The sequence below is a fragment of the Stenotrophomonas sp. STEN030 genome (assembly GCF_056759995.1).
In genome coordinates this window covers 1-22,985 of sequence record NZ_JBRREB010000040.1, presented here as the reverse complement: position 1 = coordinate 22,985, position 22,985 = coordinate 1, and the positions used below count along the sequence as shown (strand labels likewise).

Annotated in this window: 28 protein-coding genes; 22 read left to right on the top strand and 6 right to left on the bottom strand. The window is 64.0% G+C overall.

Annotation, left to right across the window (positions count from 1 at the left end):
* Window positions 1-196: 196 nt before the first annotated feature.
* The 3 genes from hda to ACVOLR_RS14265 are packed head-to-tail and all read right to left on the bottom strand — an operon-like array spanning window position 197 to window position 3,203.
* Window positions 197-898 (bottom strand): DnaA regulatory inactivator Hda, encoded by a 702-nt coding sequence (gene hda / locus ACVOLR_RS14275; RefSeq protein WP_481516402.1) that lies wholly within the window; start codon window positions 896-898, stop codon window positions 197-199.
* A complete protein-coding gene (locus ACVOLR_RS14270) occupies window positions 895-2,070 on the bottom strand; it encodes an AI-2E family transporter (RefSeq protein WP_481537009.1) in 1,176 nt (391 codons plus the stop codon). The genes hda and ACVOLR_RS14270 overlap by 4 nt, the downstream gene beginning before the upstream one ends.
* The gene (locus ACVOLR_RS14265) at window positions 2,067-3,203 is read right to left on the bottom strand and encodes a DUF2066 domain-containing protein (RefSeq protein WP_481537008.1); all 1,137 of its coding nucleotides are present in this window, start codon (window positions 3,201-3,203) and stop codon (window positions 2,067-2,069) included. Before ACVOLR_RS14265 ends, ACVOLR_RS14270 begins: the two co-directional genes overlap by 4 nt.
* A gap of 97 nt (window positions 3,204-3,300) precedes the next feature.
* Here ACVOLR_RS14265 and purM point away from each other — a divergent pair, with 97 nt between their 5' ends.
* The 6 genes from purM (at window position 3,301) to ACVOLR_RS14235 (ending at window position 7,940) form a co-directional block, all read left to right on the top strand.
* The gene (purM, locus tag ACVOLR_RS14260; RefSeq protein ID WP_481537007.1) at window positions 3,301-4,359 is read left to right on the top strand and encodes a phosphoribosylformylglycinamidine cyclo-ligase; all 1,059 of its coding nucleotides are present in this window, start codon (window positions 3,301-3,303) and stop codon (window positions 4,357-4,359) included.
* 12 nt (window positions 4,360-4,371) lie between these two features.
* A complete protein-coding gene (locus tag ACVOLR_RS14255; RefSeq protein ID WP_481537006.1) occupies window positions 4,372-4,980 on the top strand; it encodes a DUF2238 domain-containing protein in 609 nt (202 codons plus the stop codon).
* Complete coding sequence (purN, locus tag ACVOLR_RS14250) at window positions 4,977-5,636, top strand: phosphoribosylglycinamide formyltransferase (protein WP_481537005.1); 660 nt, start codon at window positions 4,977-4,979, stop codon at window positions 5,634-5,636. The genes ACVOLR_RS14255 and purN overlap by 4 nt, the downstream gene beginning before the upstream one ends.
* A gap of 63 nt (window positions 5,637-5,699) precedes the next feature.
* A complete protein-coding gene (locus ACVOLR_RS14245) occupies window positions 5,700-6,500 on the top strand; it encodes a DUF3108 domain-containing protein (RefSeq protein WP_481537004.1) in 801 nt (266 codons plus the stop codon).
* A 2-nt stretch (window positions 6,501-6,502) separates the two neighbouring features.
* Window positions 6,503-7,186: a DUF3108 domain-containing protein gene (locus ACVOLR_RS14240; protein WP_481537003.1), complete on the top strand. Its 684-nt coding sequence runs from the start codon at window positions 6,503-6,505 to the stop codon at window positions 7,184-7,186.
* A gap of 118 nt (window positions 7,187-7,304) precedes the next feature.
* On the top strand, window positions 7,305-7,940 hold the full coding sequence (locus tag ACVOLR_RS14235; RefSeq protein WP_481537002.1) for a DUF3108 domain-containing protein: 636 nt from the start codon (window positions 7,305-7,307) through the stop codon (window positions 7,938-7,940).
* A 203-nt stretch (window positions 7,941-8,143) separates the two neighbouring features.
* Here the strand turns inward: ACVOLR_RS14235 and ACVOLR_RS14230 are convergent, their stop codons facing one another.
* The 3 genes from ACVOLR_RS14230 to ACVOLR_RS14220 are packed head-to-tail and all read right to left on the bottom strand — an operon-like array spanning window position 8,144 to window position 9,994.
* A complete protein-coding gene (locus ACVOLR_RS14230) occupies window positions 8,144-8,452 on the bottom strand; it encodes an EF-hand domain-containing protein (RefSeq protein ID WP_481537001.1) in 309 nt (102 codons plus the stop codon).
* A complete protein-coding gene (gene murA, locus ACVOLR_RS14225) occupies window positions 8,449-9,723 on the bottom strand; it encodes a UDP-N-acetylglucosamine 1-carboxyvinyltransferase (RefSeq protein WP_481537000.1) in 1,275 nt (424 codons plus the stop codon). The genes ACVOLR_RS14230 and murA overlap by 4 nt, the downstream gene beginning before the upstream one ends.
* Window positions 9,724-9,763: 40 nt before the next feature.
* On the bottom strand, window positions 9,764-9,994 hold the full coding sequence (locus tag ACVOLR_RS14220) for a BolA family protein (protein ID WP_296251001.1): 231 nt from the start codon (window positions 9,992-9,994) through the stop codon (window positions 9,764-9,766).
* A 52-nt stretch (window positions 9,995-10,046) separates the two neighbouring features.
* On the opposite strand from ACVOLR_RS14220, the gene ACVOLR_RS14215 reads away from it, so the two are divergent.
* The 16 genes from ACVOLR_RS14215 (at window position 10,047) to ACVOLR_RS14140 (ending at window position 22,780) form a co-directional block, all read left to right on the top strand.
* Window positions 10,047-11,048, top strand: coding sequence for a KpsF/GutQ family sugar-phosphate isomerase (locus tag ACVOLR_RS14215; RefSeq protein WP_481536999.1), 1,002 nt, complete (start codon window positions 10,047-10,049; stop codon window positions 11,046-11,048).
* A 62-nt stretch (window positions 11,049-11,110) separates the two neighbouring features.
* On the top strand, window positions 11,111-11,656 hold the full coding sequence (locus tag ACVOLR_RS14210) for a KdsC family phosphatase (protein ID WP_481536998.1): 546 nt from the start codon (window positions 11,111-11,113) through the stop codon (window positions 11,654-11,656).
* Window positions 11,656-12,222, top strand: a complete 567-nt coding sequence (lptC, locus tag ACVOLR_RS14205; protein ID WP_481536997.1) for an LPS export ABC transporter periplasmic protein LptC — start codon at window positions 11,656-11,658, stop codon at window positions 12,220-12,222. Before ACVOLR_RS14210 ends, lptC begins: the two co-directional genes overlap by 1 nt.
* Window positions 12,200-12,727, top strand: coding sequence for a lipopolysaccharide transport periplasmic protein LptA (gene lptA, locus ACVOLR_RS14200; protein ID WP_481536996.1), 528 nt, complete (start codon window positions 12,200-12,202; stop codon window positions 12,725-12,727). The genes lptC and lptA overlap by 23 nt, the downstream gene beginning before the upstream one ends.
* Window positions 12,727-13,446, top strand: coding sequence for an LPS export ABC transporter ATP-binding protein (gene lptB / locus ACVOLR_RS14195; protein ID WP_481536995.1), 720 nt, complete (start codon window positions 12,727-12,729; stop codon window positions 13,444-13,446). The genes lptA and lptB overlap by 1 nt, the downstream gene beginning before the upstream one ends.
* Before the next feature lie 41 nt (window positions 13,447-13,487).
* On the top strand, window positions 13,488-14,921 hold the full coding sequence (locus ACVOLR_RS14190) for an RNA polymerase factor sigma-54 (RefSeq protein ID WP_481536994.1): 1,434 nt from the start codon (window positions 13,488-13,490) through the stop codon (window positions 14,919-14,921).
* A 59-nt stretch (window positions 14,922-14,980) separates the two neighbouring features.
* The gene (hpf, locus tag ACVOLR_RS14185) at window positions 14,981-15,295 is read left to right on the top strand and encodes a ribosome hibernation-promoting factor, HPF/YfiA family (RefSeq protein ID WP_282267862.1); all 315 of its coding nucleotides are present in this window, start codon (window positions 14,981-14,983) and stop codon (window positions 15,293-15,295) included.
* 25 nt (window positions 15,296-15,320) lie between these two features.
* A complete protein-coding gene (locus tag ACVOLR_RS14180; RefSeq protein ID WP_282267864.1) occupies window positions 15,321-15,773 on the top strand; it encodes a PTS sugar transporter subunit IIA in 453 nt (150 codons plus the stop codon).
* A complete protein-coding gene (gene hprK, locus ACVOLR_RS14175; RefSeq protein WP_481536993.1) occupies window positions 15,770-16,720 on the top strand; it encodes an HPr(Ser) kinase/phosphatase in 951 nt (316 codons plus the stop codon). The genes ACVOLR_RS14180 and hprK overlap by 4 nt, the downstream gene beginning before the upstream one ends.
* On the top strand, window positions 16,717-17,595 hold the full coding sequence (gene rapZ / locus ACVOLR_RS14170; RefSeq protein ID WP_481536992.1) for an RNase adapter RapZ: 879 nt from the start codon (window positions 16,717-16,719) through the stop codon (window positions 17,593-17,595). The genes hprK and rapZ overlap by 4 nt, the downstream gene beginning before the upstream one ends.
* A gap of 96 nt (window positions 17,596-17,691) precedes the next feature.
* Window positions 17,692-18,084 carry a PTS sugar transporter subunit IIA gene (locus ACVOLR_RS14165; RefSeq protein WP_481536991.1) on the top strand — a complete coding sequence of 131 codons (393 nt, stop codon included), beginning with the start codon at window positions 17,692-17,694 and terminating at the stop codon, window positions 18,082-18,084.
* Window positions 18,077-18,346 carry an HPr family phosphocarrier protein gene (locus tag ACVOLR_RS14160; RefSeq protein ID WP_282267872.1) on the top strand — a complete coding sequence of 90 codons (270 nt, stop codon included), beginning with the start codon at window positions 18,077-18,079 and terminating at the stop codon, window positions 18,344-18,346. The genes ACVOLR_RS14165 and ACVOLR_RS14160 overlap by 8 nt, the downstream gene beginning before the upstream one ends.
* Before the next feature lie 49 nt (window positions 18,347-18,395).
* The gene (gene ptsP / locus ACVOLR_RS14155) at window positions 18,396-20,114 is read left to right on the top strand and encodes a phosphoenolpyruvate--protein phosphotransferase (protein WP_481536990.1); all 1,719 of its coding nucleotides are present in this window, start codon (window positions 18,396-18,398) and stop codon (window positions 20,112-20,114) included.
* Between the two features lie 118 nt (window positions 20,115-20,232).
* Window positions 20,233-21,594, top strand: coding sequence for a magnesium transporter (gene mgtE, locus ACVOLR_RS14150; RefSeq protein ID WP_481536989.1), 1,362 nt, complete (start codon window positions 20,233-20,235; stop codon window positions 21,592-21,594).
* A gap of 113 nt (window positions 21,595-21,707) precedes the next feature.
* Window positions 21,708-21,971, top strand: a complete 264-nt coding sequence (locus ACVOLR_RS14145; RefSeq protein WP_481536988.1) for a hypothetical protein — start codon at window positions 21,708-21,710, stop codon at window positions 21,969-21,971.
* A 215-nt stretch (window positions 21,972-22,186) separates the two neighbouring features.
* Window positions 22,187-22,780, top strand: coding sequence for a tetratricopeptide repeat protein (locus tag ACVOLR_RS14140; RefSeq protein WP_481536987.1), 594 nt, complete (start codon window positions 22,187-22,189; stop codon window positions 22,778-22,780).
* Window positions 22,781-22,985 lie beyond the last annotated feature (205 nt).

Below are 22,985 nucleotides of genomic sequence, written 5' to 3'. Positions count from 1 at the left end.
TTTGTCTGCTGGTGCGGCACTGGCTTCGCGGCTGACGCCGCTCCTACAAAAGCCGCGCTGTCGCATCCGTTGTGGGAGCGGTGTAAACCGCGAAGCCGCTGAAAGCTCGGATACAAAGATGCCTGCAATTGCAGGCATCTCTTTTTGCGGATATGACATCTGCTTCGCGGCTGACGCCGCTCCTACAAAACCACAATCAACCCGGCCCGTTCTCCAGCACCCGCTTCAGGAACGGCACGGTGATCCGCCGCTTTGCCGCAAGCGATTCGCGATCCAGTCGCTCCAGCAAGGTCACCAGCCCGCTCAGGTCGCGGCCGGTGCGGGTCAGCAACCAATCCAGCGTCGCCTCATCCATCACCAATCCACGGCGCACGGAACGCTCACGCAGCACCGCGCCACGCCCTTCGGCATCCAGCGGCTCCAGGGTGATGCGGCTGCACTGTGACAGCCGCGAGCGCAGATCCGGCAGCACCAGCCCCAGACCATCAGGCGGCAGCCGCGAGGTATAGATCACGGTCACATCGGCAGCACGCGCGCGATTGTGGAACTCGAACAGGGTCACTTCCTGCTCGCGTCGGCCTGCAACGTATTCCAGCCCGTCCAGCGCCAGCACATCGTGGCCTTCCAGCGCTTCCAATGCGTCCTGCAGGCGCGTCCCCGCGGCCTGCAATGGCAGGTAAGCCGGTCGGCGCCCGGCCTGCAACGCGGCAGCACAGGTGGCCAGGGCCAGATGCGTCTTGCCGGTGGCACCGGCGCCAACCAGATAGATCCAGTCCTGGCTACTGCCATTGGCAACGGCACGCAACTGCGGCAGCGCACCTTCCGGCGCACCGATGAACGTTTCAAAGCGCTGGTCTGGCGGGTAACGCAAGGCCAGCGGTAACTGCGGCACACTCACTTAGGTTCTACATCCTTCGACACGATGCTCAGATCCGCCGGCACTTGAATGCTGCGCGGGTCCAACACAATCGTCGGCCCGTGGCCGGCATACAACTCACTTTGGCGATAACGCTGGTGCGCATAGCGCAACAGCACGTTGATCACCGCCGCCGCTGGCAAGGCCAACAGCATTCCCAAAAATCCAAACAACTGGCCACCAGCCATCACTGCAAAAATAACCGCGACCGGGTGCAGGCCAATTTTGTCACCGACGATGCGCGGCGTCAGCACATAGCTTTCCAGCAACTGGCCGACGGTGAAAACAACACCAACCAACACCAGCAACTGCAGGTCCACGCCCTGCGATTGCACCAGTGCCGCAAGCACCGCCATCACCACGCCGGTGGTCGCCCCCAGATAGGGGATGAAGCTGATCAAGCCCGCGACCAGGCCAATCAACAGGCCCAGGTTCAAGCCCACCAGCGTCAAGCCGGCTGCATACACCACACCCAACGCGATCATCACCACGATCTGGCCGCGGATGAAGGCGCCCAGCACGTCGTTGGACTCGCGCGCCAAGCGCGTAACCACTTCGATATGGTTGCGCGGGATCATCGATGCAACCCGCTCGACCAACTTGTCCCAGTCGCGCAGGAAGTAATAGGCCAGGATCGGCAACAAGGCCAGGTTGATCACCCAGGCCACCATCGCAAAGCCCGAGCGCGACACGTAGCCAAAGAACGTGGTCGCAACGCCACCGGCTTGCTGCCAATGGCTGCGCACCCACTCGAACAGACGGCCGGGGTCGAGCCAGGCCATGATTTCCAGACCGGTCTTCAGCTCGATCCACGGAATCGCGGTGTTCATCAGCCACTCCTGCCCCTGGGGCAAGGCGGCAACCAAGGTAATGATCTGGCGCTGGATCAAGGGCACCAGGATCAGCAGCGCCAAGGCCAGCAGCAGGATCATCAGCACGAACACCAGCACCACCGCGGTGTTGCGCGAGCGGCCCCGGGCTTCCAGCCGGTCAACCAGCGGATCGCCCAGCCAGGCCAGCATCAACGCGACCACGAACGGGGTCAACACCGGTGCCAGCAGCCACATCACCCACAGCCCGAAGGCGCTCAACACCACCCACTTGAGGCGGCGCAGGAACAGCGCGATTTCCATTTCCGCTGTATCAGTACTCATCGAATGCGGTACTCCGCGCGGCGGCTGCCGCTGTTCTGATCCGTTGATGCGTCCGCATCACCATCGTCCACCGCGCCCACTGGCTGCAAGGCGGCATCACGGCCCAGCATGCGGTTGAAGCCGGGCAGACCGCTCATCAGCTCGACATCCAGTTCCAGCCGGTCGCCCGAGGCCTGGATTGGCGTGATGGCCTTCACCACGGCCACGCTCTGCAAGGTGGCCGCCAGGCGCAGATAGTCATCCGCGCTGCGGATGCCGCTGACCACGATCCGGTAAACACCCGCCGCGCCGCCGACCGGCGCCTTGGCATAACGCCGTACCAGCGCATCGGCGGCACCATCGGCACCGGCCATCATCGCCCGCCGTGCATCGGCGTCGTTGGTGGTCCACTTGGACAGCTCGCGGCCGTTGTCGACAAACACCCAGTCGGCAACCCAGCCGCCGCCCTTGCCGCGGTACAACTTGCCGATCAGCTGCATCGGCGGCGAATAGCGTGACGAAGCCCGCGCTACCGCTGCGGTGTCCTGGCGCCAGATCGCACCGACCAAGGCCTGCTCAGCCGCGCCGCCGGCCGGCAGCCCCAGCTTGAAGCCACGTTCAACCGCCCGATCCAGCAAGGGCCGCGCCGCATTGGACTGCGGCACACCGACCAGACGCGGGCCACTGCCATCGTCGATCGCCAGCCACACCACCGGCTTCGGGCGCGGCTGCGGCCATACCGGCAAGCCCAGCGCGGCTACCAGTCCGTCGACGTCATCCTGGCGGAAACGCGCCACCAGCATGGTGCGGAAGCTCGGCGCGCCACTGGCGCTGACGCTTTGATCCTGCCGGTAGTCGTAACTCTCGACCATGTCCTTGGCGCTGCGCAGGGCCTGCGCCACGCCCGGGCGCGCCAGCGCACTGCGGTCGCCGGACAGCTTGGCCAGCACCGCGCCCAGCGCGCGTGCCAGCCCGCCGTTGCGATCGACCTCGCTTTGGCTGTTGACCGGTACCTCGGCCTCATAGGCACTGCTGGCGCCGGCCACGTCCCCTTCGGTACGCATGCCGGACGACTGTGCCTGCACCAGTGAAACAGGCAGGCAGAGCGCCAGAAACAGGATTGTGACCAGGCTGCGGCGCATTGAAATTTCCATTGCTCGACGATTCCGGAGGGAATTGTTGCCCGAATGGGGCCTTCACGCCAACGTGGCCTGTTAAAATCGACCGTTCACCCCGCCAGTGCAGCCGCCAGTGACCAGCCCCTCGACCTCTGCCAACTCCCCCCTGACCTACCGTGACGCCGGTGTCGACATCGACGCAGGCAACGAACTGGTCGAGCGCATCAAGCCGCTGGTAAAGCGCAGCTTCCGCCCGGAGGTGATGGGCGGACTGGGTGGCTTTGGTGCCCTGTTCGACCTCTCCAACAAGTACCGCGAGCCAGTCCTGGTGTCCGGCACCGACGGCGTCGGCACCAAGCTGAAGCTGGCACAACAGCTCGGCCGCCATGACACGATCGGCATCGACCTGGTCGCCATGTGCGTCAACGACGTGCTGGTACAGGGCGCTGAGCCCCTGTTCTTCCTGGATTATTTCGCCACCGGCAAGCTCGACATCGACACCGCTGCGGCCGTGGTCGGCGGCATCGCCAATGGCTGCACCGAGGCCGGTTGCGCGCTGATCGGCGGCGAAACCGCTGAAATGCCCGACATGTACGCCCCGGGCGAGTACGACCTGGCCGGCTTCACTGTCGCCGGCGTCGAAAAAAGCGAATTGAAGGACGGCTCGGCCGTTGCCCTCGGCGACGTGCTGATCGGCATTGCCTCCTCCGGCCCGCACTCCAACGGTTATTCGCTGGTCCGTCGCATTTATGAACGTGCCGGCAGCCCGGCCGATCTGGTGCTGGAGAACGGCGTCAAGCTGGTCGATGCGCTGATGGCGCCGACCCGCCTGTACGTCAAGCCGATCCTGTCGCTGCTCAAGACCCATGGCGCAGCCGTGCACGGCATGGCCCACGTCACCGGCGGCGGCCTGACCGAAAACATCATCCGCGTGGTGCCCGAAGGCCTGGGCCTGACCATCGACGCCAGCAGCTGGCCGCTGCCGCCGGTGTTCCAGTGGCTGCAGCGCGAAGGCAATGTGGCCAACAGCGAGATGTGGCGCACCTTCAACTGCGGCATCGGCTTTGTGCTGCTGGTACCGGCCGACCAGGTCGCTGCCATCAACGCCACGCTGGAGTCGCTGGAACTGGCGCATTGGCAGATTGGTGAAGTGGTGGCTGAAAACGGCGCCGAACGCGTCCACATCGGCTGAGCCAACGACTACATGACAGCCGCCAAGAAGGCCGCCTTCATCGGCGTGCTTGTTGTATTCGCGCTTACCTGGATCAAACCGCTATGGCCTGTGGAACAGGCCCTGCACAGCTCGCTGACCGTGCTCGGCCTGCTGGCGCTGTGGTGGGTGGACCGCCGCTGGCCCTTGAGCAGCGGCGCCTTCGCAGCGATCTGCGGCTTCATCATCCTGCACAGCATTGGCGCCCGTTGGCTGTACTCCAACATTCCCTATGACCAATGGGCGCAGGCATTGTTTGGCTGGTCGCCGAACGCTGTATTCGGCTGGGAACGCAATCATTTTGATCGCCTGATCCACCTGCTGTACGGCATCTGCTTCACCCCGGCGCTGACCCAGCTGGCCCGCCATGGCTGGCCGGCGCTGCGCCAGGGCCAGGCGTTCACGCTGGCGGTGATGACCATCATGTGCTCCAGCCTGGCCTACGAATGGCTGGAATGGGGCATCGCCTTGGCCCTGTCCCCCGAAGCTGCGGAAGCCTATAACGGCCAGCAGGGCGACATCTGGGACGCGCATGCCGATATGTTGCTGGCCACCCTTGGCAGTCTGGCGCTATGGCCACTGCTGCGGAAATCGCGCGCATGAGCCCTCTGCCCCGTCTCGCCGTGCTTGCCTCAGGGCGCGGCAGCAACCTGCAATGCCTGCAGGACGCGATTGCCGCCGGCCAGCTGGATGCGCAGATTGTCGGCGTGTTCTCCGACAAGCCGGGTGCCGCCGCACTGGAAAAAGTGGCACCCGGACAGCGCTGGGCGCGCTCACCCAAGGACTTCACCGAGCGCAAAGCGTTTGACAGCGCGCTCGCCGATGCGGTGGCCGCAAGCCAGCCGGACTGGATCATCTGCGCCGGCTATATGCGCATCCTCGGCGCCGCCTTCGTGCAACGCTTCAGCGGCCGTCTGGTGAACATCCACCCCTCGCTGCTGCCCTTGCACAAGGGCCTGCATACCCACGCCCGCGCCATCGAGGCCGGCGATGCCGAGCACGGTGCCAGCGTGCACTTCGTCGTACCTGAACTGGATGCAGGCGCGGTCATCGCCCAGGCACGGGTCCCGGTGCTGACCGAGGACAGTGCTGAAGCGCTGGCCAAACGGGTGCTGGCGGTCGAACATCCGCTGCTGCTGGCCAGCGTACAGTTGCTGGTCGCCGGCCGACTTGCTGAACAGGACGGCGTGGTCCACTACGACGGTCAGTCTGTGTTTAGTCCACTGCGCCTAGATTCCGCCGGAACCCTCCGTCGCTGATCCGCACATGCTGCTGATGTGTGGTTTGGCAAGATCCCCTCTTTCTTCTGCCCTAGTCCTCACATGGCCATAGCGCTTCTCAAACCATTGGTTCTGACCGCACTGCTGGTATCAGCGGTCAGCCACGCTCAGGAAACGCCTGCAGCTGCGACCGCGCCGGAACAGGCACAGGCACCGGTTACGCTGGCGCCGCCGGCGCTGGAGTGGACTCCGCCGGCACTGGAGCCGTTCGTCGCCACCTACCAAGCCTTCTACAAGGGCAAGGAAGCCGGTGATGCCACCATGCGCGTGGTCCATAACAGCGACAGTCAGTGGCGGGTGGACATGGCGGTGCGTGGCAAGCGCGGCTTTGCCAGCATCCTCGGGCTGAACATTGAACAGAGCAACGTGTTCAACAACGAAGGCAGCGTCTACACGCCACTGAGCCAGAGCACGGTCAAGAAAGCCCTGTTCATGAGCAAAAAGGTCACCGGCGTCTATAACTGGCAGGCAGGTACCGCGCAGTGGCACGGCGACCTGAAGGAAGAACGGCAGCGACCCATTACCCTGCAGCGCGGCGACCAGAGCGCCTTGGTGCTCAACCTGTCGCTGATGCGTGATGCACGGCCGGGACAGGCATTGCAGTATCGCTACGTCGATGTCGGCCGGGTGCGCCAGTACGAGTACCGTGCTGCCGACACCACCGAAAACGTGCAGGTGGGCGATCTCAGCTATGACGCCTTGCGGGTCTACCGCACCAATGGCGGCAATGATGAAACCATCCTGTGGATTGCCAACGGCGTGCCCACCCCGGTGCGCATACTGCAACGCAAAGACGGGCAGGACGAAATCGACCTGCGCCTGATCGAATATCAAGGAGCCTGAGCATGAAGCTTACCCGTAGCCCCCTGCGTTACCTCGCCGCCGCCGCGCTGGTCGCGGCCAGTTTGCCAGCGTTGGCATTTGAGCCGTTCACCGCCGACTACCAGGCAAGCTACATGGGCATGCAGGCCAATGGCGTGATGTCGGTAGCTCCTGCCGGCAACAACCAGTGGCGCTACAGCCTGCAGATCAAGAACCCGATGGCGGAATTGAGCCAGGCCACTGTGTTCGACGAACAGGGCGGCAAGCTGCGCCCGCTCAGCAGCCATGACCGCTCGGTGGTACTGATCAAGCGCAAGCAGGTGGATGCGCGTTATGACTGGAACAGCGGCCAAGCCACCTGGTCCGGCGATGTTAAACCCGAACGCAGCGGCCCGATCCGCCTTCAAAGCGGCGACATGGATGCTTTGCTGATCAATCTGGCCATTGCCCGCGATGTCGCCGCCGGCAAGCCCCTGACCTACCGCATGGTCGACGATGGCCGCATCAAGCCCATGACCTACCGGGTGATCGGCAAGGAAAACATGACCATCGCCGGCAAGCAGCAGGAAGCCACCAAGGTGTCACGCGTGGATGGCAACAAGGAACAGATCGCCTGGATCGTCCCCGGCATGCCGGTACCGGCACGCCTGCTGCAGCGCGAGAACGGCCAGGACGCACTGGACCTGACCATCCGCTCGATCAACTGACCCTAGCCCCCCACCCCGACGCGCCCGGTCTGATGCCGGGCGCGTTCATGGATGAGCCGCCGTGACCCTTGTTCGTAAATTCGCCCTACTCCCGCTTGCAGCTGGCCTGCTGGTATCCATGACCGCAACTGCCGATGCCGCCGTACAGCGTTTCGATGGCCGCTACACCGCCAGCTACAAGGGCCTCAGTGCTTCCGCACGGATGACCCTGACCCCGGCACGCAATGGCTCCTGGATGTACCTGCTGACCGTGGATCACATGCTGGCCAAGCTGAGCCAAGCCACCGTGTTCCAGGACATGGGAACGCAGTACCGGCCATTGGGCGGCAGCGACCGGACCAACTATGCCTCGGTCCAGCGCGGTGTCATCACCAACTACAACTGGGCCGCTGGCCAGGCGCGCTGGAGCGGCGACGTCAAACCCAGCCGCGCCGGACCGGTAGCCTTGCGCGCTGGCGACATGGATGCGCTGCTGATCAACCTGGCATTGGCACGCGACGTGCCCGCTGGCCACTCCCTGTCCTACCGCATGATCGAAAACGGGCGCGCGCGGCCAATGAACTATCGGGTGATTGGTCGCGAGCGGGTCACCATCGCCGGCCGCAACTACGACGCCACCAAGGTTGCCCAGGGCGGCGCTGAAAAGCAGACCATCGCCTGGATCGTGGCCGGGATTCCGGCACCGGTGCGCATCGTCCAGCGCGAGAACGGCACCACCACGATCAGCCTGCAGATGAACTCCTGGTCGCGCTGAAGCACAGCGCACAGCGGTACCCAAGCCTAGCCCGGGCAAGCAACAGCGAACCCGGGACCGGAGATCTACGCAACAGTTGTAATAAGTAACGGCAGGGCTCAAGCGTGAGCTGCGCCCTGCCTGGGCGCATCATCCCGGGTGCGCTGCGCCTACCCGGGTTGCTTTGCCAGCAAGAGGCGCCGCAACACTGCGGCGCAAACCTGCTATTCGGCGGCGGCCTTCTTGAACACCGTGCGGCAATCGCGACGGAATTCTTCACCGCTGCTGCGCCAGATGAAGCTACGACACTGGCGATCGCCCTCTTCACTGTCCTTCACCTGCACTGCATAGAACGCCTGCAGGAACTCGTCGCGACTGACCTGGCCATCGCCATTCCAGTCCATCTGCTCCTTTTCAACGCCCTTCGTGATGGCCACGCCGCTGTACCAGCCCCAGCCCAACCAGGCCAGGGCAAGCAGCACCAGACCCAGCAGAGCCTTGCGACGCGGGGTGAAACGGCCCTTGAGGATCACGCGATCCGCCGCACGTTGGCACCGAGCCCACTGAGCTTTTCCTCAATGTTTTCGTAGCCACGATCCAGGTGGTAGATGCGGTCGATGCTGGTCTCATCAGCAGCCACCAGACCGGCCAGAATCAGGCAGGCCGAGGCGCGCAGATCGGTCGCCATGACCGGCGCGCCACTGAGCTTCTCAACGCCACGCACGATCGCGGTATGACCTTCGATCTGGATGTCGGCGCCCAGTCGCAGCAGCTCGTTGACGTGCATGAAGCGGTTTTCAAAGATGGTTTCGGTGATCACGCCGACGCCATCGGCCACGCAGTTCATCGCCATGAACTGAGCCTGCATGTCAGTCGGGAAGGCCGGGTGCGGCGCGGTCGTGATGTTCACCGCCTTGGGCCGCTTGCCGTGCATGTCCAGGGTGATGCTGTCTTCGGTGGTGCTGATTTCAGCGCCGGCTTCTGTCAGCTTCTGCAGCACTGCATCCATCGTATCCGGGCGCGCATTGCGCACCGTCACACGACCACCAGCCATCGCTGCGGCAACCAGGAAAGTACCGGTTTCGATGCGATCGGGCAGCACTGCGTGACGGCCGCCGTGCAGGCGCTCGACGCCTTCGATGACCAAGCGCGAGCTGCCCACGCCTTCGATCTTGGCGCCCAGTGCAATCAGGCAATGCGCCAGATCGGCCACTTCCGGCTCCATCGCGGCGTTTTCCAGCACGGTGGTGCCGTCGGCCAGCACAGCCGCCATCAGCACGTTCTCGGTGCCGGTGACGCTGACCATGTCGAAGGTGTAACGGCCGCCCTTCAAGCGCCCATCGACGTGGGCCTTGATGAAGCCGTTTTCAACAGTGATTTCCGCACCCAGCGCCTGCAGACCCTTGATGTGCTGGTCGACTGGACGCGAGCCGATGGCGCAACCGCCCGGCAGCGATACTTCGGCCTGGCCGAATTTGGCCAGCAACGGGCCCAGCACCAGGATCGAGGCGCGCATGGTCCTGACCAGCTCATACGGCGCAACGTGTTGATCGACGGTACGCGGGTCCACCACCACCGCGCTGCCGCGCGACAGGGTGCCCTGATCGACGGTGACCTTGGCGCCCAGCTCACCGAGCAGCTTCACGGTGGTGATCACGTCGTGCAGATGCGGCACGTTGGTGATTTCCACAGGCGCATCGGCCAGCAAGGTGGCGCACAGGATCGGCAGGACGGCGTTCTTGGCGCCGGAGATATGAACCTCACCGTTCAGCGCATTGCCGCCGGTGACTACGATTTTTGCCATGGATTTAAGGCCGGTATAAAGGAGAAGAGAGTGCGCCGGCTCAGCCGGCTTCACCCGGGGTAATGGTTTTCAGCGCCAGCGCATGGATCGCACCGCCCATCAGATCGCCCAGCGTCGCATACACCATGCGGTGACGCGCCAACGGCATCTTGCCGGCAAATGCCTCACAGACCACCGTGGCCTCGAAGTGCACCCCGTCGTCGCCCTGCACGTCGGCGCGAGCGCCCGGCAGGCCGGCTTCGATCAGATTTCGGATGGTCTCGGCGTCCAAAGCACTTTCCTAATAAAATGAACCCCCATTCTACTCTCCGAGTGGCATCCGTATGGCTGCTTCCCCGCTTTCCCTGGATACATTGCGCGACGCCGATCTGGTGGCCAGTGGTCACCGTGTGTTCGAGATCGAGCGCGACGAACTGGACCGGGTAGGCGGTCGCATCGGTGCCGAATTCGCCGCCGCCTGCCGGCTGGTACTGGCTTCGCGCGGCCGCGTGGTCACCACCGGCATGGGCAAATCCGGGCATATCGCGCGCAAGATCGCCGCCACCCTGGCCTCGACCGGCACGCCCTCGTTCTATGTGCACCCGGGCGAAGCCGGGCACGGCGATCTGGGCATGATCACCGAAGATGACGTGGTATTGGCGCTGTCCTATTCCGGTGAGTCGGACGAAGTACTGACCCTGCTGCCGGTGTTCAAGCGCCAGGGCAACCCGTTGATTTCCATGACCGGCCGGCCGCAGTCGAGCCTGGCGCTGGCCGCCGATGTGCATCTGGACGTGAACGTGGACCATGAGGCCTGTCCGCTGGCCCTGGCCCCGACCTCCAGCACCACCGCCTCACTGGCGATGGGCGATGCGCTGGCGGTGGCCCTGCTGGACGCGCGCGGTTTCACCGCCGACGACTTTGCCCGCTCACACCCTGCCGGCAGCCTGGGCCGGCGCCTGCTGCTGCATATCACCGACGTGATGCATGCCGGCGACGATCTGCCCAGCGTCAGTGACGACGCCAGCCTCAGCCAGGCGCTGATGGAAATGAGCCGCAAGCGGCTAGGTATGACCGCTGTGGTCGATGCCCAAGGCAGGTTGGTTGGCCTGTTCACCGACGGTGACCTGCGCCGCGCCCTGGATACCGATCTGGACGTTCGCACCGCCAGCATCGCCCAGGTGATGACCCGCAACCCGCGCACCATCGGTGCCGACCAACTGGCCGCAGAAGCCGCGCGGCTGCTGGAAACCCACAAGATCAATGGTTTGATCGTGGTCGATGGTGACAATCACCCCGTCGGCGCCCTGAACATTCATGACCTGTTGCGGGCAAAAGTCGTCTAAACCCCGCACAATCAACGACCTCGGGCCAACGCTCGACCTGCCGCAACGGATACTGCCTGCAAATGCCTTACTCGCCGCTAGCGCTTTTCCCCGCCAATCTGCACGCCACCGCCAGCGCCATCCGCCTGGCCTGCTTTGACGTGGACGGCACCCTGACCGACGGCCGGCTGTTCTACGACCATGCCGGCAATGAGAGCAAGGCGTATTACGTGCAGGACGGGCTGGGCCTGAAGCTGCTGCAACAGCACGGCATCCATCCGGTGCTGATCACCGCGCGCAACAGCCTGTCAGCGCAGCGGCGCGGGGCCGATCTGGGCATCGACACCCAGATCGCGGTCGGCGACAAGCTCGCCAGCGTGCGTGCGTTGTGCGAGCAGCACGGCATCGGCCTGGAGCAGGTCGCCTTCATGGGCGATGACCTGCCCGATCTGGCGCCGCTATGCGCGGTCGGCCTTGCGGTAGCCCCAGCCGATGCACACCCCTGGATCGCCGAACGCGTGCATTGGCAGACCCGTGCCCAAGGCGGGCGTGGCGCAGCGCGCGAATTGTGTGACGTCCTGCTGGCCGCGCAGGGCAAACTGGATGCAGTCCTGGCGAGGTTTTCCTGATGAGTTGGCGTTCGGTTCTTGGTATAGGCCTGCTATTGGCCGCCCTGCTCAGCGGCTGGTCGGCATGGCGCAATCGCGCCAACACCGCGCCAACGGCTGTTGAAGAAGGCAGCACCGACTTCACCCTGACCGACTTCGAGATCGTCACCTTGGACAAGGATGGCCGCGAGTCGATGACGCTGCGCGCACCGTCGATGGTGCGCAACCGCGCCGACCAGACCTCCAACATAACCAAGCCACTGTTCCTGCTGCCCGACACCGCCGGGCAGCACTGGCGACTAAGCGCCGATACCGGCTGGGTCAGCCCCAAGGGTGAGGAGCTGCGCCTGCGCGGCAATGTTGCTGGTGACAGTCCCACCGACGGCAAGACCCCGCCAACCACCTTCCGTACCAGCGCGTTGGATGTGCTCGCCGAGCAGGATCTGGCGCGCACCGATGCACAAGTGACGCTGACCCGACCGGGCCTGTCGCAGACCGGTGTCGGCTTCCGCGCCAACCTCAAATCCCAGCAGTATTCACTCCTTTCCCAGGTCAAGACCCGCTATGAACCCAAAGCTGCCCGCTAAGCTCGCGTCGATCGCGCTGCTCGCCGCCCTGCTCGCACCCGGCCTGGCGTGGTCCAAAGCATCGGATCGCAATCAGCCGATGACCATCGATTCCAACAACAATGACTGCAATTTCAGCGACAACGGCAAATGCCAGTTCAGCGGCAACGTGATCATCACCCAGGGCTCCATGGAGATCCATGCCGATACCGCTGATGTGATCCGCAAGAACGGCGAAACCGAGCGGGTGATCCTCACCGGTAAACAAGCCACGCTGAAGCAGCAGATGGACGACAACACCTGGATGAATGCCCGTGCCGACAACATGGACTACAACATCAACAGCGAAGTCATCGTCCTGACCGGCAACTACAAGGTTGAGTCCGAGCGCGGCACCAATGCTGGCCAGCGCATGGTCTACAACACCCGCAGCGGCGCGATGCAGAGCGGCGGCGACGGCACCCGCGTGCGCACCGTGATCCAACCCAAGAACAAGGCGCCGGCAGCGGCGGGAGAGGCGAAGTAATGCTCGTTGCCCAAGGCCTGCGCAAGCGCTACAAGAACCGCGAAGTCGTCAAGGACTTCGGGCTGACCCTGGATGCTGGCGAAGTGGTCGGCGTGCTCGGCCCCAATGGTGCCGGTAAAACCACCTGCTTCTACATGATCGTCGGCCTGGTCGCCGCCGATGCCGGCAGCATCGTGCTCGATGGCAAGGACATCACCTCCGAGCCGATGTACGAGCGCGCCAAGCTGGGCGTGGGTTATCTGCCGCAGGAGCCGTCGGTGTTCCGCAAGCTCAGCGTGGCAGACAACATCCGCCTGGTGCTGGAACTTCGTACCGACCTGGACAGCGCCGGCCGTGAGCGCGAACTGTCCTCGCTGCTGGAGGAACTGCAGATCAGTCACGTTGCTGATCAAACCGGTGCCAGCCTGTCCGGCGGCGAACGTCGCCGTTGCGAAATCGCCCGCGCACTGGCTGCCAAACCGCGCCTGATCCTGCTCGACGAACCGTTTGCCGGCGTCGACCCGATCTCGGTCGGCGAGATCCAGCGCATCGTGACCCACCTCAAGCAACGCGGCATCGGTGTGTTGATCACCGATCACAATGTGCGCGAAACCTTGGGAATCTGCGACCGGGCGTATATCCTCGCTGAAGGCAGCGTACTGGCGCAGGGGGCACCGGAAGATCTGCTAGCCAATACTGACGTACGCCGTGTTTACCTCGGGGACGCTTTCACCCTCTGAGTCGCAGCGCCACGTCGGGCCCCTACCCGAACGGATCAGGCATGAAAGCTCGGCTGCAGACATCGATGGGACAGAATCTGGTCATGACGCCGCAGTTGCGTCAGGCCATTCGTCTTCTGCAGATGTCCAGCACCGAGCTCGAACTGGAACTGACCGAGGCAGTGGAAACCAATCCACTGCTGGAGTGGGCCGAGAATGGCGAAGGTGGCGACAGCGACGACGCAGCCCCCAGCAGCTCCAGCGAAGAAACCCCGATCGATCCTGCGCAAGGTGATATCAACGCCGAAGGCGAAGACTGGGACGGCGGTGATGAAGACTGGAGCAGTGGCCGTTCCGGCTCGTTCGACGACGATGGCGACAACGGCGAACGCGAACAGGCCGAAGACGGCGACACACTGGCCGATCACCTGCTGTGGCAGCTGCACCTGACCCATCTTGGTCCCTGTGATCGCGCCATCGGCGTGGCCCTGATCGATGCATTGGATGAAGACGGCTATCTGCGCGAGCCCTTGTCGGCGATCGCGCAGACCCTGCTGCCGGAAATCCGCGCCGACGAAGACGAGATCGTGGCGGTACTGCGCCAGATCCAACGCTTCGACCCGGCCGGCGTAGGCGCACGCAGCCTGGGCGAGTGTCTGAGCCTGCAGCTGGACGTATTACCCTGCCAAACGCCGGCCCTTGCCCTGGCCCGGCGCATCGCCGATGGCCCGCTGGAGCGACTGCCGCGCGCCGGCATCAATGGCATTGCGCAGGAGCTCAAGCAGCCTGTTGCCGATGTCGAAGAAGCCGTCCAACTGCTGCGCTCGCTCGACCCGCGTCCAGGCAAACAGCTGGGGCAGATGACCTCGGACACCTACGTGGTGCCCGATTGCGTGGTCTGGCGCCAACGCGGCATCTGGCGCTGTGCGCTGGCCGGCCACGCAGGTCCGCGGGTGGTCATCAATCAAAGCTACGAGCAACTGATCCGCCGCTGCGGCGACGCCGATGCCAGCTATCTGCGCGCACAGCTGCAGGAGGCGCGCTGGCTGTTGAAGAGCCTGCAGGCACGCGGGGAAACCCTGTTGCGGGTGGTCAGCAGCCTGCTGCATCACCAGGCCGGTTTCCTGGAGTTTGGCGAACAGGCGCTGCGTCCGCTAACGCTGCGTGAAATCGCCGGCGAACTGGAACTGCACGAATCCACCATTTCGCGCGCCATCGCCCGCAAGTACGTGCGTACCCCACGCGGCACCCTGCCGTTGCGCGCCTTCTTCGCCTCCGGCATAGATACCGAAGGCGGCGGCGAGGCTTCGAGCACCGCGATCCAATCGATGATCCGCAATCTGATCGATGCGGAAAACCCGCGCAAACCGCTTTCTGACGCCAAGCTGGCTGAGATGCTCAAAACAAGTGGCATACCGGTAGCGCGCCGCACCGTTGCGAAGTATCGTGAGGCCATGAACATCTGTGCCTCTCACGAACGCGTCCGCATCGCCTGAAGCATTCGTTGAGCAGCGCAGGGTTCATCTAGGCAACCCCGAACCACAGGAGGAATCCGATGCGTATCGAGACGTATGGCCAGCAAGTTGAAGTCACGCCTGCCCTGAAGGAGTACGTGGAAACAAAGCTGGAGCGGCTGGGTCGGCACTTCGACCAGCACTGCGAAGTACGAGTCCAGTTGTCCACCCGCAAGCCTGACTACCTCGTCGTCGCCACGGTGAATTTACCCGGGCGCACCCTGCACGCTGATGCTGCCGAACCCACCATGTACGCAGCCATAGACGTGCTCGCCGACAAGCTCGACCGACTGGTCATAAAGCACAAGGAAAAGCATCTTCCCCACGCATCGCATGCTCTGCGCGACAATGGCTGATCTTTAACCCAGCCGTAAGCCCAACATGCCGTTGACCGACCTGATGGCGGCCGTGAGTACCCAGGTACTCGCGGTCGCTGATCGAGACAGCACACTGATTGCCGCCTCGCGCCTGCTTGCCTGTCGTGAGGCCGGTGCGGACAGCCTGTTTTTAAGCCTGCGCGAACGTGAAAACGTCGGCAGCACCGCCATTGGCCACGGCATCGCCATCCCCCACGGGCGTTCGGAAACCCTGCAGGAGCCACGCGGCGCCCTGCTACGCCTGCAACAACCCGTTGATTTCGGCGGTGACGAACCGGTCGACCTGGTCTTTGCGATGGCCGTGCCAGCGCATTACACCCATCAACACCTGATGCTGCTGTCCGAGCTGGCGGAGATTTTTTCCGACCCCGACATCCGTCAAGCGCTGCGTATTGCCCCCGATGCGCAGACCCTCAAGAACATCATCATCAACCCGCAGCAGGCGCGTAGCGGATGAATACCAGCATCACCGCCCAGGAACTCTTCGACCACCAGCGCGAGAAGCTCGACCTGCGCTGGGTCGCCGGCCATGCCGGTGCGCAACGTGAACTGGAGGCCGGCAATACCGTCTCGCGACGGCCCTCGCTGGCAGGCTATCTCAACACCATCTACCCGAACAAAGTGCAGATCCTCGGCACCGAGGAGCTGACCTGGCTGGATTCGCTGGATGCGCGCCAGCGCTGGGAAGTGATCGAGCGCATCATCCAGGCCCGGCCGCTGGCGATGGTCATCACCAAAAGCCACGGCTGCCCGGAAGACCTGCGCTCGGCCGCCGACGAGTCGCAGACCCCGTTGTGGGTGTCGCCGCGCCGTGGCCACGAGCTGCTCAACCACCTCAGCTACCACCTGGCCCGCACGCTGGCGCCGCGGGTGATCCTGCATGGCGTATTCATGGAGATCTACTCCATCGGCGTACTGATCACCGGTGAAGCTGGCTCGGGCAAGAGCGAACTGGCGCTGGAACTGCTGTCACGCGGCCACCGGCTGGTCGCCGACGACGCCCCCGAATTCACCCAGATCGCCCCAGACGTGCTCGACGGCACCTGCCCGGAGTTGCTGCAGGACCTGCTGGAGGTACGCGGGCTGGGCGTACTGAATGTCCGTCAGATGTTTGGTGACACTTCTGTAAAGAAGAACAAGTACCTTCGCCTCATCGTCCACCTGACCAAGCCGATGACCGAACCCAGCAGCTACGGCTATGAGCGCCTGACCGGCGATTCCGGCAAGCGACACGTACTGGATCTGGATGTGCCATTGATCACCCTGCCGGTGATGCCCGGGCGCAACCTGGCCGTACTGACCGAGGCCGCCACCCGCCTGCATATCCTGCGTACCAAGGGCATCGACCCGGCAGCGATGTTCATCGCCCGCCATAGCAACCTGCTGGAGCAACGCAGTCCATGAGTGCGCAACCGACATCGGTACTGATCATCGTCAGCGGCTTGTCCGGCTCGGGCAAATCAGTGGCCTTGAAGACCTTTGAAGATCTGGACTACTACTGCTCGGACAATATCCCAGTAAACCTGCTGCCGGAATTCGTGCGCGGCGTGCTCGGCGAACGCGACGAAAACCGCCCACCGCGGCTAGTGGTCGGCATCGATGTCCGCGGTCGCAGCGACCTCAGCCAGCTGGCTGCATGGCGCAAAACCGCACTGAATTACGGCATTGACGTGCGCCTGCTGTTCTTCGAAGCCGACGACGACACCTTGCTGGCACGCTACGCCGACACCCGCCGCCGACACCCGTTGAGTCATCTGGGCCTGTCACTGCCGGAGGCCATCAGCCGCGAACGCGAGCTGACCGCGCCACTGCGCCGCGAAGCCGATGCCATCATCGATACCACCCGGCTCAACGTACACCAGCTGCGCCGCCGGGTAATCACCGAGTTCGCCCTCAGCCACGAGAGCAAACTGTCGTTGCTGTTCGAGTCGTTCGCCTACAAGCGCGGCGTGCCGGCCGAAGCCGACTTCGTCTTCGACGCGCGGGTGCTGCCCAATCCGCACTGGGACCCGGAACTGCGCTCGCTGACCGGACGCGACCGTGAAGTCCGTGAGTATCTGGACGCGCAACCCGATGTGGTGCGCTACGTCACCCAACTGCAGGATCTGCTCGACACCTGGCTGCCCAAGCTGGGCAGCGAGACCCGCAGCTATGTCACCGTGGCCTTTGGCTGCACCGGCGGCAAACACCGCTCGGTCTATCTGGCCGAACGCTTGGCCCGGCATGCGCGCGAGCAAGGCTGGCAGGACGTAGCCACCTTCCATCGCGAACAGGATTGAATGGGCGCGCGCGTTCAACGCGCATGCCCTGAATGGCACACAGAAGACAGTTTTAAGCGCTATCGCGGACTTGCCCTGACCTGTTAACGTTCAGGGATGACCTGCGGCATTCTCCTAGTTACTCATACCGGTGTCGGCACTTCCCTGTTGGAAGTGACGACCGCCTTGTTGCGGCAATTGCCGCTGAAAACAGAAGCGTTCGAAGTGCCGTTCGACGCCGACCTGGATGCCCTGCTGCCCGCCGCCTCGGCGGCGATGCGCAGGGTGGAAGGCGACGGCGGCGTGTTGATACTGACCGATCTGTACGGCGCCAGCCCAAGCAATCTTGCCGGGCAACTGGCCCGCTTGGGCACCCCAACCCGCCGTGTATCGGGATTGAGTCTGGCGATGTTGCTGCGGGTAATGAACTATCCGGAACAGGGATTGGACCAACTGCCCGCCACTGCGGCGGCGGGCGCTCGCAACGGAGTCATCACAGACGATGCTTGAACAAGAACTCATGGTTTCCAACCGGCTGGGGCTGCACGCCCGGGCCACCGCCAAACTGGTGCAGGTGCTGTCCGCCTTCCGCTCCAACGCCACGCTTGTGGCCAAGGGCCGCGAGGTCAACGCCAAAAGCATCATGGGCGTGATGTTGCTGGCCGCCGCCCAAGGCACGCCGGTAACGGTGCGCGTGGATGGCGAAGACGAAGCTGCCGCACTGGAGGCGGTTGCTGCGCTGTTCGAGCGTCGTTTCGACGAGGACAGCTGATGCCACAGGCCGCGCGCGCAGCTGCAGCCATCGTGTGGAGCCGGCAGCAATGACCCGTTTATCGGGCCTGCCCGCTTCCCGTGGCAGCGCGCTCGGCCGTGCCCGCGTACGCCTGCCGCATGTGCAGGACATTGGTGAAAAGCGCGTCGCCGCCGCTGCGGTGGAACACGAACTGGAACGCCTGCACCGCGCCACCGATGCGGCGCGCCAGGAAATGCGCGAGCTGCGCACCCGCCTACAGGGTGCACTACCGGCGGAAGTAGGTGAGTTTCTCGACCTGCACGCCATGCTGCTGGACGACCCCGAGTTGCTGGCTGCACTGGATGAGCTGGTGCGCAGCAAGCGCTACAGCGCCAGCCATGCTCTGCGCGTGCAGCGCGACCGTCTGGCCCAGGTATTTGAAGGCATGGAAGATGCCTACCTGAAAAGTCGGATGGATGATCTGGACCACGTGATCGGTCGCATCCAGTCCTTCCTGCACAAGCGCACCACCACCATGAAGGGGCTGGCCGGCGAGATCCTGGTCTGCGAGAACGTCGCACCCTCTGAGCTGGCCCAACTGCAAGCGCAAGGCGTGGTCGGCATCGTCAGCAGTGCCGGCAGCGTGCTCTCGCACAGCGCCATCCTCGCCCGCAGCCTGCATATGCCGCTGGTAGTGGCTGCAACCGCGGTGCTGCAGAAAGTCAGCGATGGCGATGTATTGATCCTGGACGGCGTCAGCGGCGAGATCGTGGTCGATCCGGCCCCAGACGATCTGCGCCAGTACCGTCTGCGCCAGCGCGAGCTGGCGCGTGAACAACGCGAGCTTGGCCGTTTGCGGGCCAAACCCACCCGCACCCTGGATGGCGCGGAGATCACCCTGCTGGCCAATGCCGAATCCCATGACGACGTCGCCCAGGCGCATGCGCTGGGAGCCCGTGGCCTAGGCCTGTACCGCACCGAATTCCTGTTCATGCAGCGCAACCAGCTGCCTGACGAAGAAGAACAGTTCCGCGTTTACCGCGACACCGTGCTGGGCATGAGCGGCCGGCCAGTCACCATCCGCACCCTGGACCTGGGCGCCGACAAGGCCGACCGCACCGGTCTGGTACTCAGCAGCGAAGAAAACCCTGCCCTGGGCCTGCGTGGCGTACGCCTGTCACTGGCCCGCCCCAAAGTGTCCGACACCCAGCTGCGGGCGATCCTGCGTGCCTCCGGCTACGGCCCACTGCGCATCCTGGTGCCGATGCTGACCACTCGTGAGGAGATCATGGCGGTACGGCGGCGCCTGTCACGGCTGGCCGCGATCCTGCGCAATGACGGCCATGAGGTGGCGGAGAACATTCCGGTCGGGGCGATGATCGAAGTGCCGGCCGCCGCAATCGCACTGGAAACCTTCATCGACCAGGTCGACTTCCTGTCGATCGGCACCAACGATCTGGTCCAGTACCTGCTCGCCGCCGACCGCAACAACGACGCCGTGGCCGAGCTGTATTCGCCACTGCACCCGGCGGTGCTGCGGCTGCTGTACCAGGTGATTGAAACCGCCCAGCGGCATGAAACCCCGGTGGCGGTCTGCGGTGAAATGGCAGGTGACGCGCGCATGACAGCCCTGCTGCTAGCCTTGGGACTGACCGAGTTCAGTCTGCACCCGGCCACCTTGCTGGAAGTGCGGCGCGCAATCCGTGAGGTGAACCTGGCCGAGCTGCGCCTGCAGGCCCCGCAATTGCTGGCTGCACGCGACCGCCGCGGCATTGAACGCTGGATCACCGGCAGCGCCGGAAACTGATTCCGGGCGCAACGGTTGTATGCAAGCCCGCGCGTGGCACGTGATAATGGCGGGCTAAACACCGCCGTTGGCGTCCAGTCGCCACGGACAGCGGCCATCACCATACCGGGAGCTGCGCATGGCTGAAGCCGTACGCCACGACAAGACCGCACGCCAGCTGCGCCTGCTTTCCGATGCATTGGACAGTGGCCGGTTGGGACCGGTGCGTCGCCTGGTCAACACCCTGTCCCCGGCTGAAATAGGCAACCTGCTCGAATCGCTGCCGCCGGGCAAGCGCGAGGTGGTGTGGGGCCTGGTCGACCCTGAGGACGACGGCGAGGTCTTGGTGCATGTCGGTGAAGACGTGCGCGAAAGCCTACTGGCGGACATGGACGCGGACGAAATCATCGCCGCGGTCGAAGACCTGGACATCGACGACCTTGCCGATCTGGTCGAAGACCTGCCCGATACCGTCATCGACGAAGTGCTCAAGTCGATGGACCGCGAGAACCGCGAGCGGCTTGAGCAGGTGCTGTCCTACCCGGAAGACACCGCCGGCCGTTTGATGAACCCGGATGTGGTCACCGTGCGCGCCGACGTCAACGTCGACGTGGTGCTGCGCTACCTGCGCCTGCGCGGCGAACTGCCCGACCACACCGATCACCTGTTCGTGGTCAGCCGTCGCCACCAGTATCTGGGCCGGCTCTCGCTGGCCTCGCTGGTCACCCACGAAGACACCACCCCGATCAACCGCCTGATCGACGACGAGCAGCCAGCCATCGACGTCGGTGAAAGCGCCGACGAAGTGGCCCGCCAGTTCTCCGATCATGACTGGGTCTCGGCACCGGTGGTGGATGACAACAACATCCTGATCGGCCGCATTACCATCGATGACGTGGTCGACATCATCCGTGGCCAGGCCGATCACCAGGCCTTGGGCGCGGCCGGTCTGGACGAAGACGAAGACCTGTTCAGCCCGGTCTGGCGCGCCATGCGCCGGCGCCTGATGTGGCTGTCGGTCAACCTCTGCACCGCCTTCCTCGCCTCCAGCGTGGTCGGTCATTTCGAAGGCACCATCGACAAGCTGGTCGCGCTGGCAGTGCTGATGCCGATCGTCGCCGGACTTGGCGGCAATGCAGGTACGCAGGTGCTGGCGCTGATGATCCGCGGCCTGGCGCTGGGCCAGGTCGGCGCCTCCAATGCCCGCACCCTGCTGTGGAAAGAGCTGCGCGTGGCCCTGCTCAACGGCGTAGTGCTGGGCACCGTGCTCGGCCTGATCGTATTGGCGTGGTTCCATATGCCCGGGCTGTCGCTGGTGATCGGTATCGCGCTCACCTTCAACCTATTGTTTGCCGCATCGGCCGGCGTGCTGGTGCCATTGACGCTGAAGCGGCTGGGTTTCGACCCTGCATTGGCCAGCGGCATCTTCCTGACTGCGGTCACCGATTCGATGGGTTTCTTCACCTTCCTCGGCTTGGCCACGCTGGTGCTGCTGCACTGATCGCAGAACCGTAACCCAGGTAAGTGCAACGCACCCTGGAGCTCTACACAACGCCCCGGGTGCGCTGCGCTTACCCGAGCTACACTTCACCGCCCTTGCTTCAGGCCTTGCCCATGACCATCACTGTCAGCGATTACTACCAGACCGGCTGGCGCGAAGACCTGCACAACTGCCCCGCCTGCGAATGGAAAGGCAGCTCACGGCAGATGGAAATGGAACTGCACGACGAGCAGACCGAATATGCCTGTCCCGAATGCGAATACCCGCTGCTGGTAGTGCAACACCCGGACCTGGCCCAGGTGCAGGCCGCCGCCGCAGCCGGCAATGAAGAAGCCCAGCAACAGCTGGCAATCCTGGCAATGGCGCCGCGCGACTAAGCATTCCCATCCCCTACCGATCCGCTGCGGCTCCGGCTACGCTGGTGCCCACATCGCTGCGGAGGGGTCGTATGCGTTATCTGCTGTGTGTCGCTCTAGCTTTGGCTTGCACGGACGCTCTGGCCGAGGATCCGGTCGATCCACTCAGGCTCACCACTACCAAAATCTACTCCAGCCCCAGCGAGCCAGCCCTGGGGCAGGAACTACGGGCCTCCGTGCGTGAAGCCGGGGCACTGAATCTCAAAGGCGAGCACGCGCAGGCCAAAGCCCTGCTGCTCGATGCCGCACGACAATGTGATGCTTACCGTGCCGCACCGGGGCGACGTTCGCTGAGCTTCCGCACACAGCGGCAATACGAGCTCTACCTGCGTGAGCATGGCGACGCCGAACCCATCGACTGGCTGGATGTTGCCTGTGCCGATGCCTACGTCCAACTGGGATACATCGCCGTGGAACTGCGCGATGCAACGCAGGCAATACGGTGGCTGGACAAGGCCCATGCCAGCGCACCCTATGAAGCCGAGGCACTGACAGAACGCGGCGCGGCATTGAACATCACCAAGGATTGGTCCGGCGCGCTGAGCAGCTACCAGCAGGCATTGGCATTGACCCGCAGCCATCCTGAAGCGGCGCACGCCGAGGCGCTGGCACTACGCGGAACCGGATACGCCTTGATTGAACTGGGTGACCTGGACGCAGCCCAGGCCGCTTACGAAGAATCGTTGGCACTGGAACCCGGCAACAAGGTCGCCGAAAACGAAATGACCTACATCCGGCAGCAACGCAAGCGCCAGGCAGGAAAACCGTAGCAGCGTAGTGCCGAGCCATGCTCGGCAGAGGCCTCACAAGCAAACCCAACGTAGTGCCGAGCCATGCTCGGCAGAGGCTTTCCCGGTAACGCCCCAGCCGAGCATGGCTTGTATGTTCCTCCCGGCTCCTACGAGGTATGTAAGAGCTAGGGTGGAGGGACCGTCAACATGATATCTGCGGGTACCAGCCGACAGACGAGCCGAG

What these genes read in the sequence shown, in the direction of transcription:
- ACVOLR_RS14270 (WP_481537009.1), bottom strand. Translation starts at nt 2,070, where the DNA reads ATGAGTACTGATACAGCGGAAATGGAAATCGCGCTGTTCCTGCGCCGC.
- ACVOLR_RS14265 (WP_481537008.1), bottom strand. Translation starts at nt 3,203, where the DNA reads ATGGAAATTTCAATGCGCCGCAGCCTGGTCACAATCCTGTTTCTGGCG.
- ACVOLR_RS14255 (WP_481537006.1), top strand. Translation starts at nt 4,372, where the DNA reads ATGACAGCCGCCAAGAAGGCCGCCTTCATCGGCGTGCTTGTTGTATTC.
- purN (WP_481537005.1), top strand. Translation starts at nt 4,977, where the DNA reads ATGAGCCCTCTGCCCCGTCTCGCCGTGCTTGCCTCAGGGCGCGGCAGC.
- ACVOLR_RS14245 (WP_481537004.1), top strand. Translation starts at nt 5,700, where the DNA reads ATGGCCATAGCGCTTCTCAAACCATTGGTTCTGACCGCACTGCTGGTA.
- ACVOLR_RS14240 (WP_481537003.1), top strand. Translation starts at nt 6,503, where the DNA reads ATGAAGCTTACCCGTAGCCCCCTGCGTTACCTCGCCGCCGCCGCGCTG.
- ACVOLR_RS14235 (WP_481537002.1), top strand. Translation starts at nt 7,305, where the DNA reads ATGACCGCAACTGCCGATGCCGCCGTACAGCGTTTCGATGGCCGCTAC.
- murA (WP_481537000.1), bottom strand. Translation starts at nt 9,723, where the DNA reads ATGGCAAAAATCGTAGTCACCGGCGGCAATGCGCTGAACGGTGAGGTT.
- ACVOLR_RS14215 (WP_481536999.1), top strand. Translation starts at nt 10,047, where the DNA reads ATGGCTGCTTCCCCGCTTTCCCTGGATACATTGCGCGACGCCGATCTG.
- ACVOLR_RS14210 (WP_481536998.1), top strand. Translation starts at nt 11,111, where the DNA reads ATGCCTTACTCGCCGCTAGCGCTTTTCCCCGCCAATCTGCACGCCACC.
- lptC (WP_481536997.1), top strand. Translation starts at nt 11,656, where the DNA reads ATGAGTTGGCGTTCGGTTCTTGGTATAGGCCTGCTATTGGCCGCCCTG.
- lptA (WP_481536996.1), top strand. Translation starts at nt 12,200, where the DNA reads ATGAACCCAAAGCTGCCCGCTAAGCTCGCGTCGATCGCGCTGCTCGCC.
- lptB (WP_481536995.1), top strand. Translation starts at nt 12,727, where the DNA reads ATGCTCGTTGCCCAAGGCCTGCGCAAGCGCTACAAGAACCGCGAAGTC.
- ACVOLR_RS14190 (WP_481536994.1), top strand. Translation starts at nt 13,488, where the DNA reads ATGAAAGCTCGGCTGCAGACATCGATGGGACAGAATCTGGTCATGACG.
- hpf (WP_282267862.1), top strand. Translation starts at nt 14,981, where the DNA reads ATGCGTATCGAGACGTATGGCCAGCAAGTTGAAGTCACGCCTGCCCTG.
- ACVOLR_RS14180 (WP_282267864.1), top strand. Translation starts at nt 15,321, where the DNA reads ATGCCGTTGACCGACCTGATGGCGGCCGTGAGTACCCAGGTACTCGCG.
- hprK (WP_481536993.1), top strand. Translation starts at nt 15,770, where the DNA reads ATGAATACCAGCATCACCGCCCAGGAACTCTTCGACCACCAGCGCGAG.
- rapZ (WP_481536992.1), top strand. Translation starts at nt 16,717, where the DNA reads ATGAGTGCGCAACCGACATCGGTACTGATCATCGTCAGCGGCTTGTCC.
- ACVOLR_RS14165 (WP_481536991.1), top strand. Translation starts at nt 17,692, where the DNA reads ATGACCTGCGGCATTCTCCTAGTTACTCATACCGGTGTCGGCACTTCC.
- ACVOLR_RS14160 (WP_282267872.1), top strand. Translation starts at nt 18,077, where the DNA reads ATGCTTGAACAAGAACTCATGGTTTCCAACCGGCTGGGGCTGCACGCC.
- ptsP (WP_481536990.1), top strand. Translation starts at nt 18,396, where the DNA reads ATGACCCGTTTATCGGGCCTGCCCGCTTCCCGTGGCAGCGCGCTCGGC.
- mgtE (WP_481536989.1), top strand. Translation starts at nt 20,233, where the DNA reads ATGGCTGAAGCCGTACGCCACGACAAGACCGCACGCCAGCTGCGCCTG.
- ACVOLR_RS14145 (WP_481536988.1), top strand. Translation starts at nt 21,708, where the DNA reads ATGACCATCACTGTCAGCGATTACTACCAGACCGGCTGGCGCGAAGAC.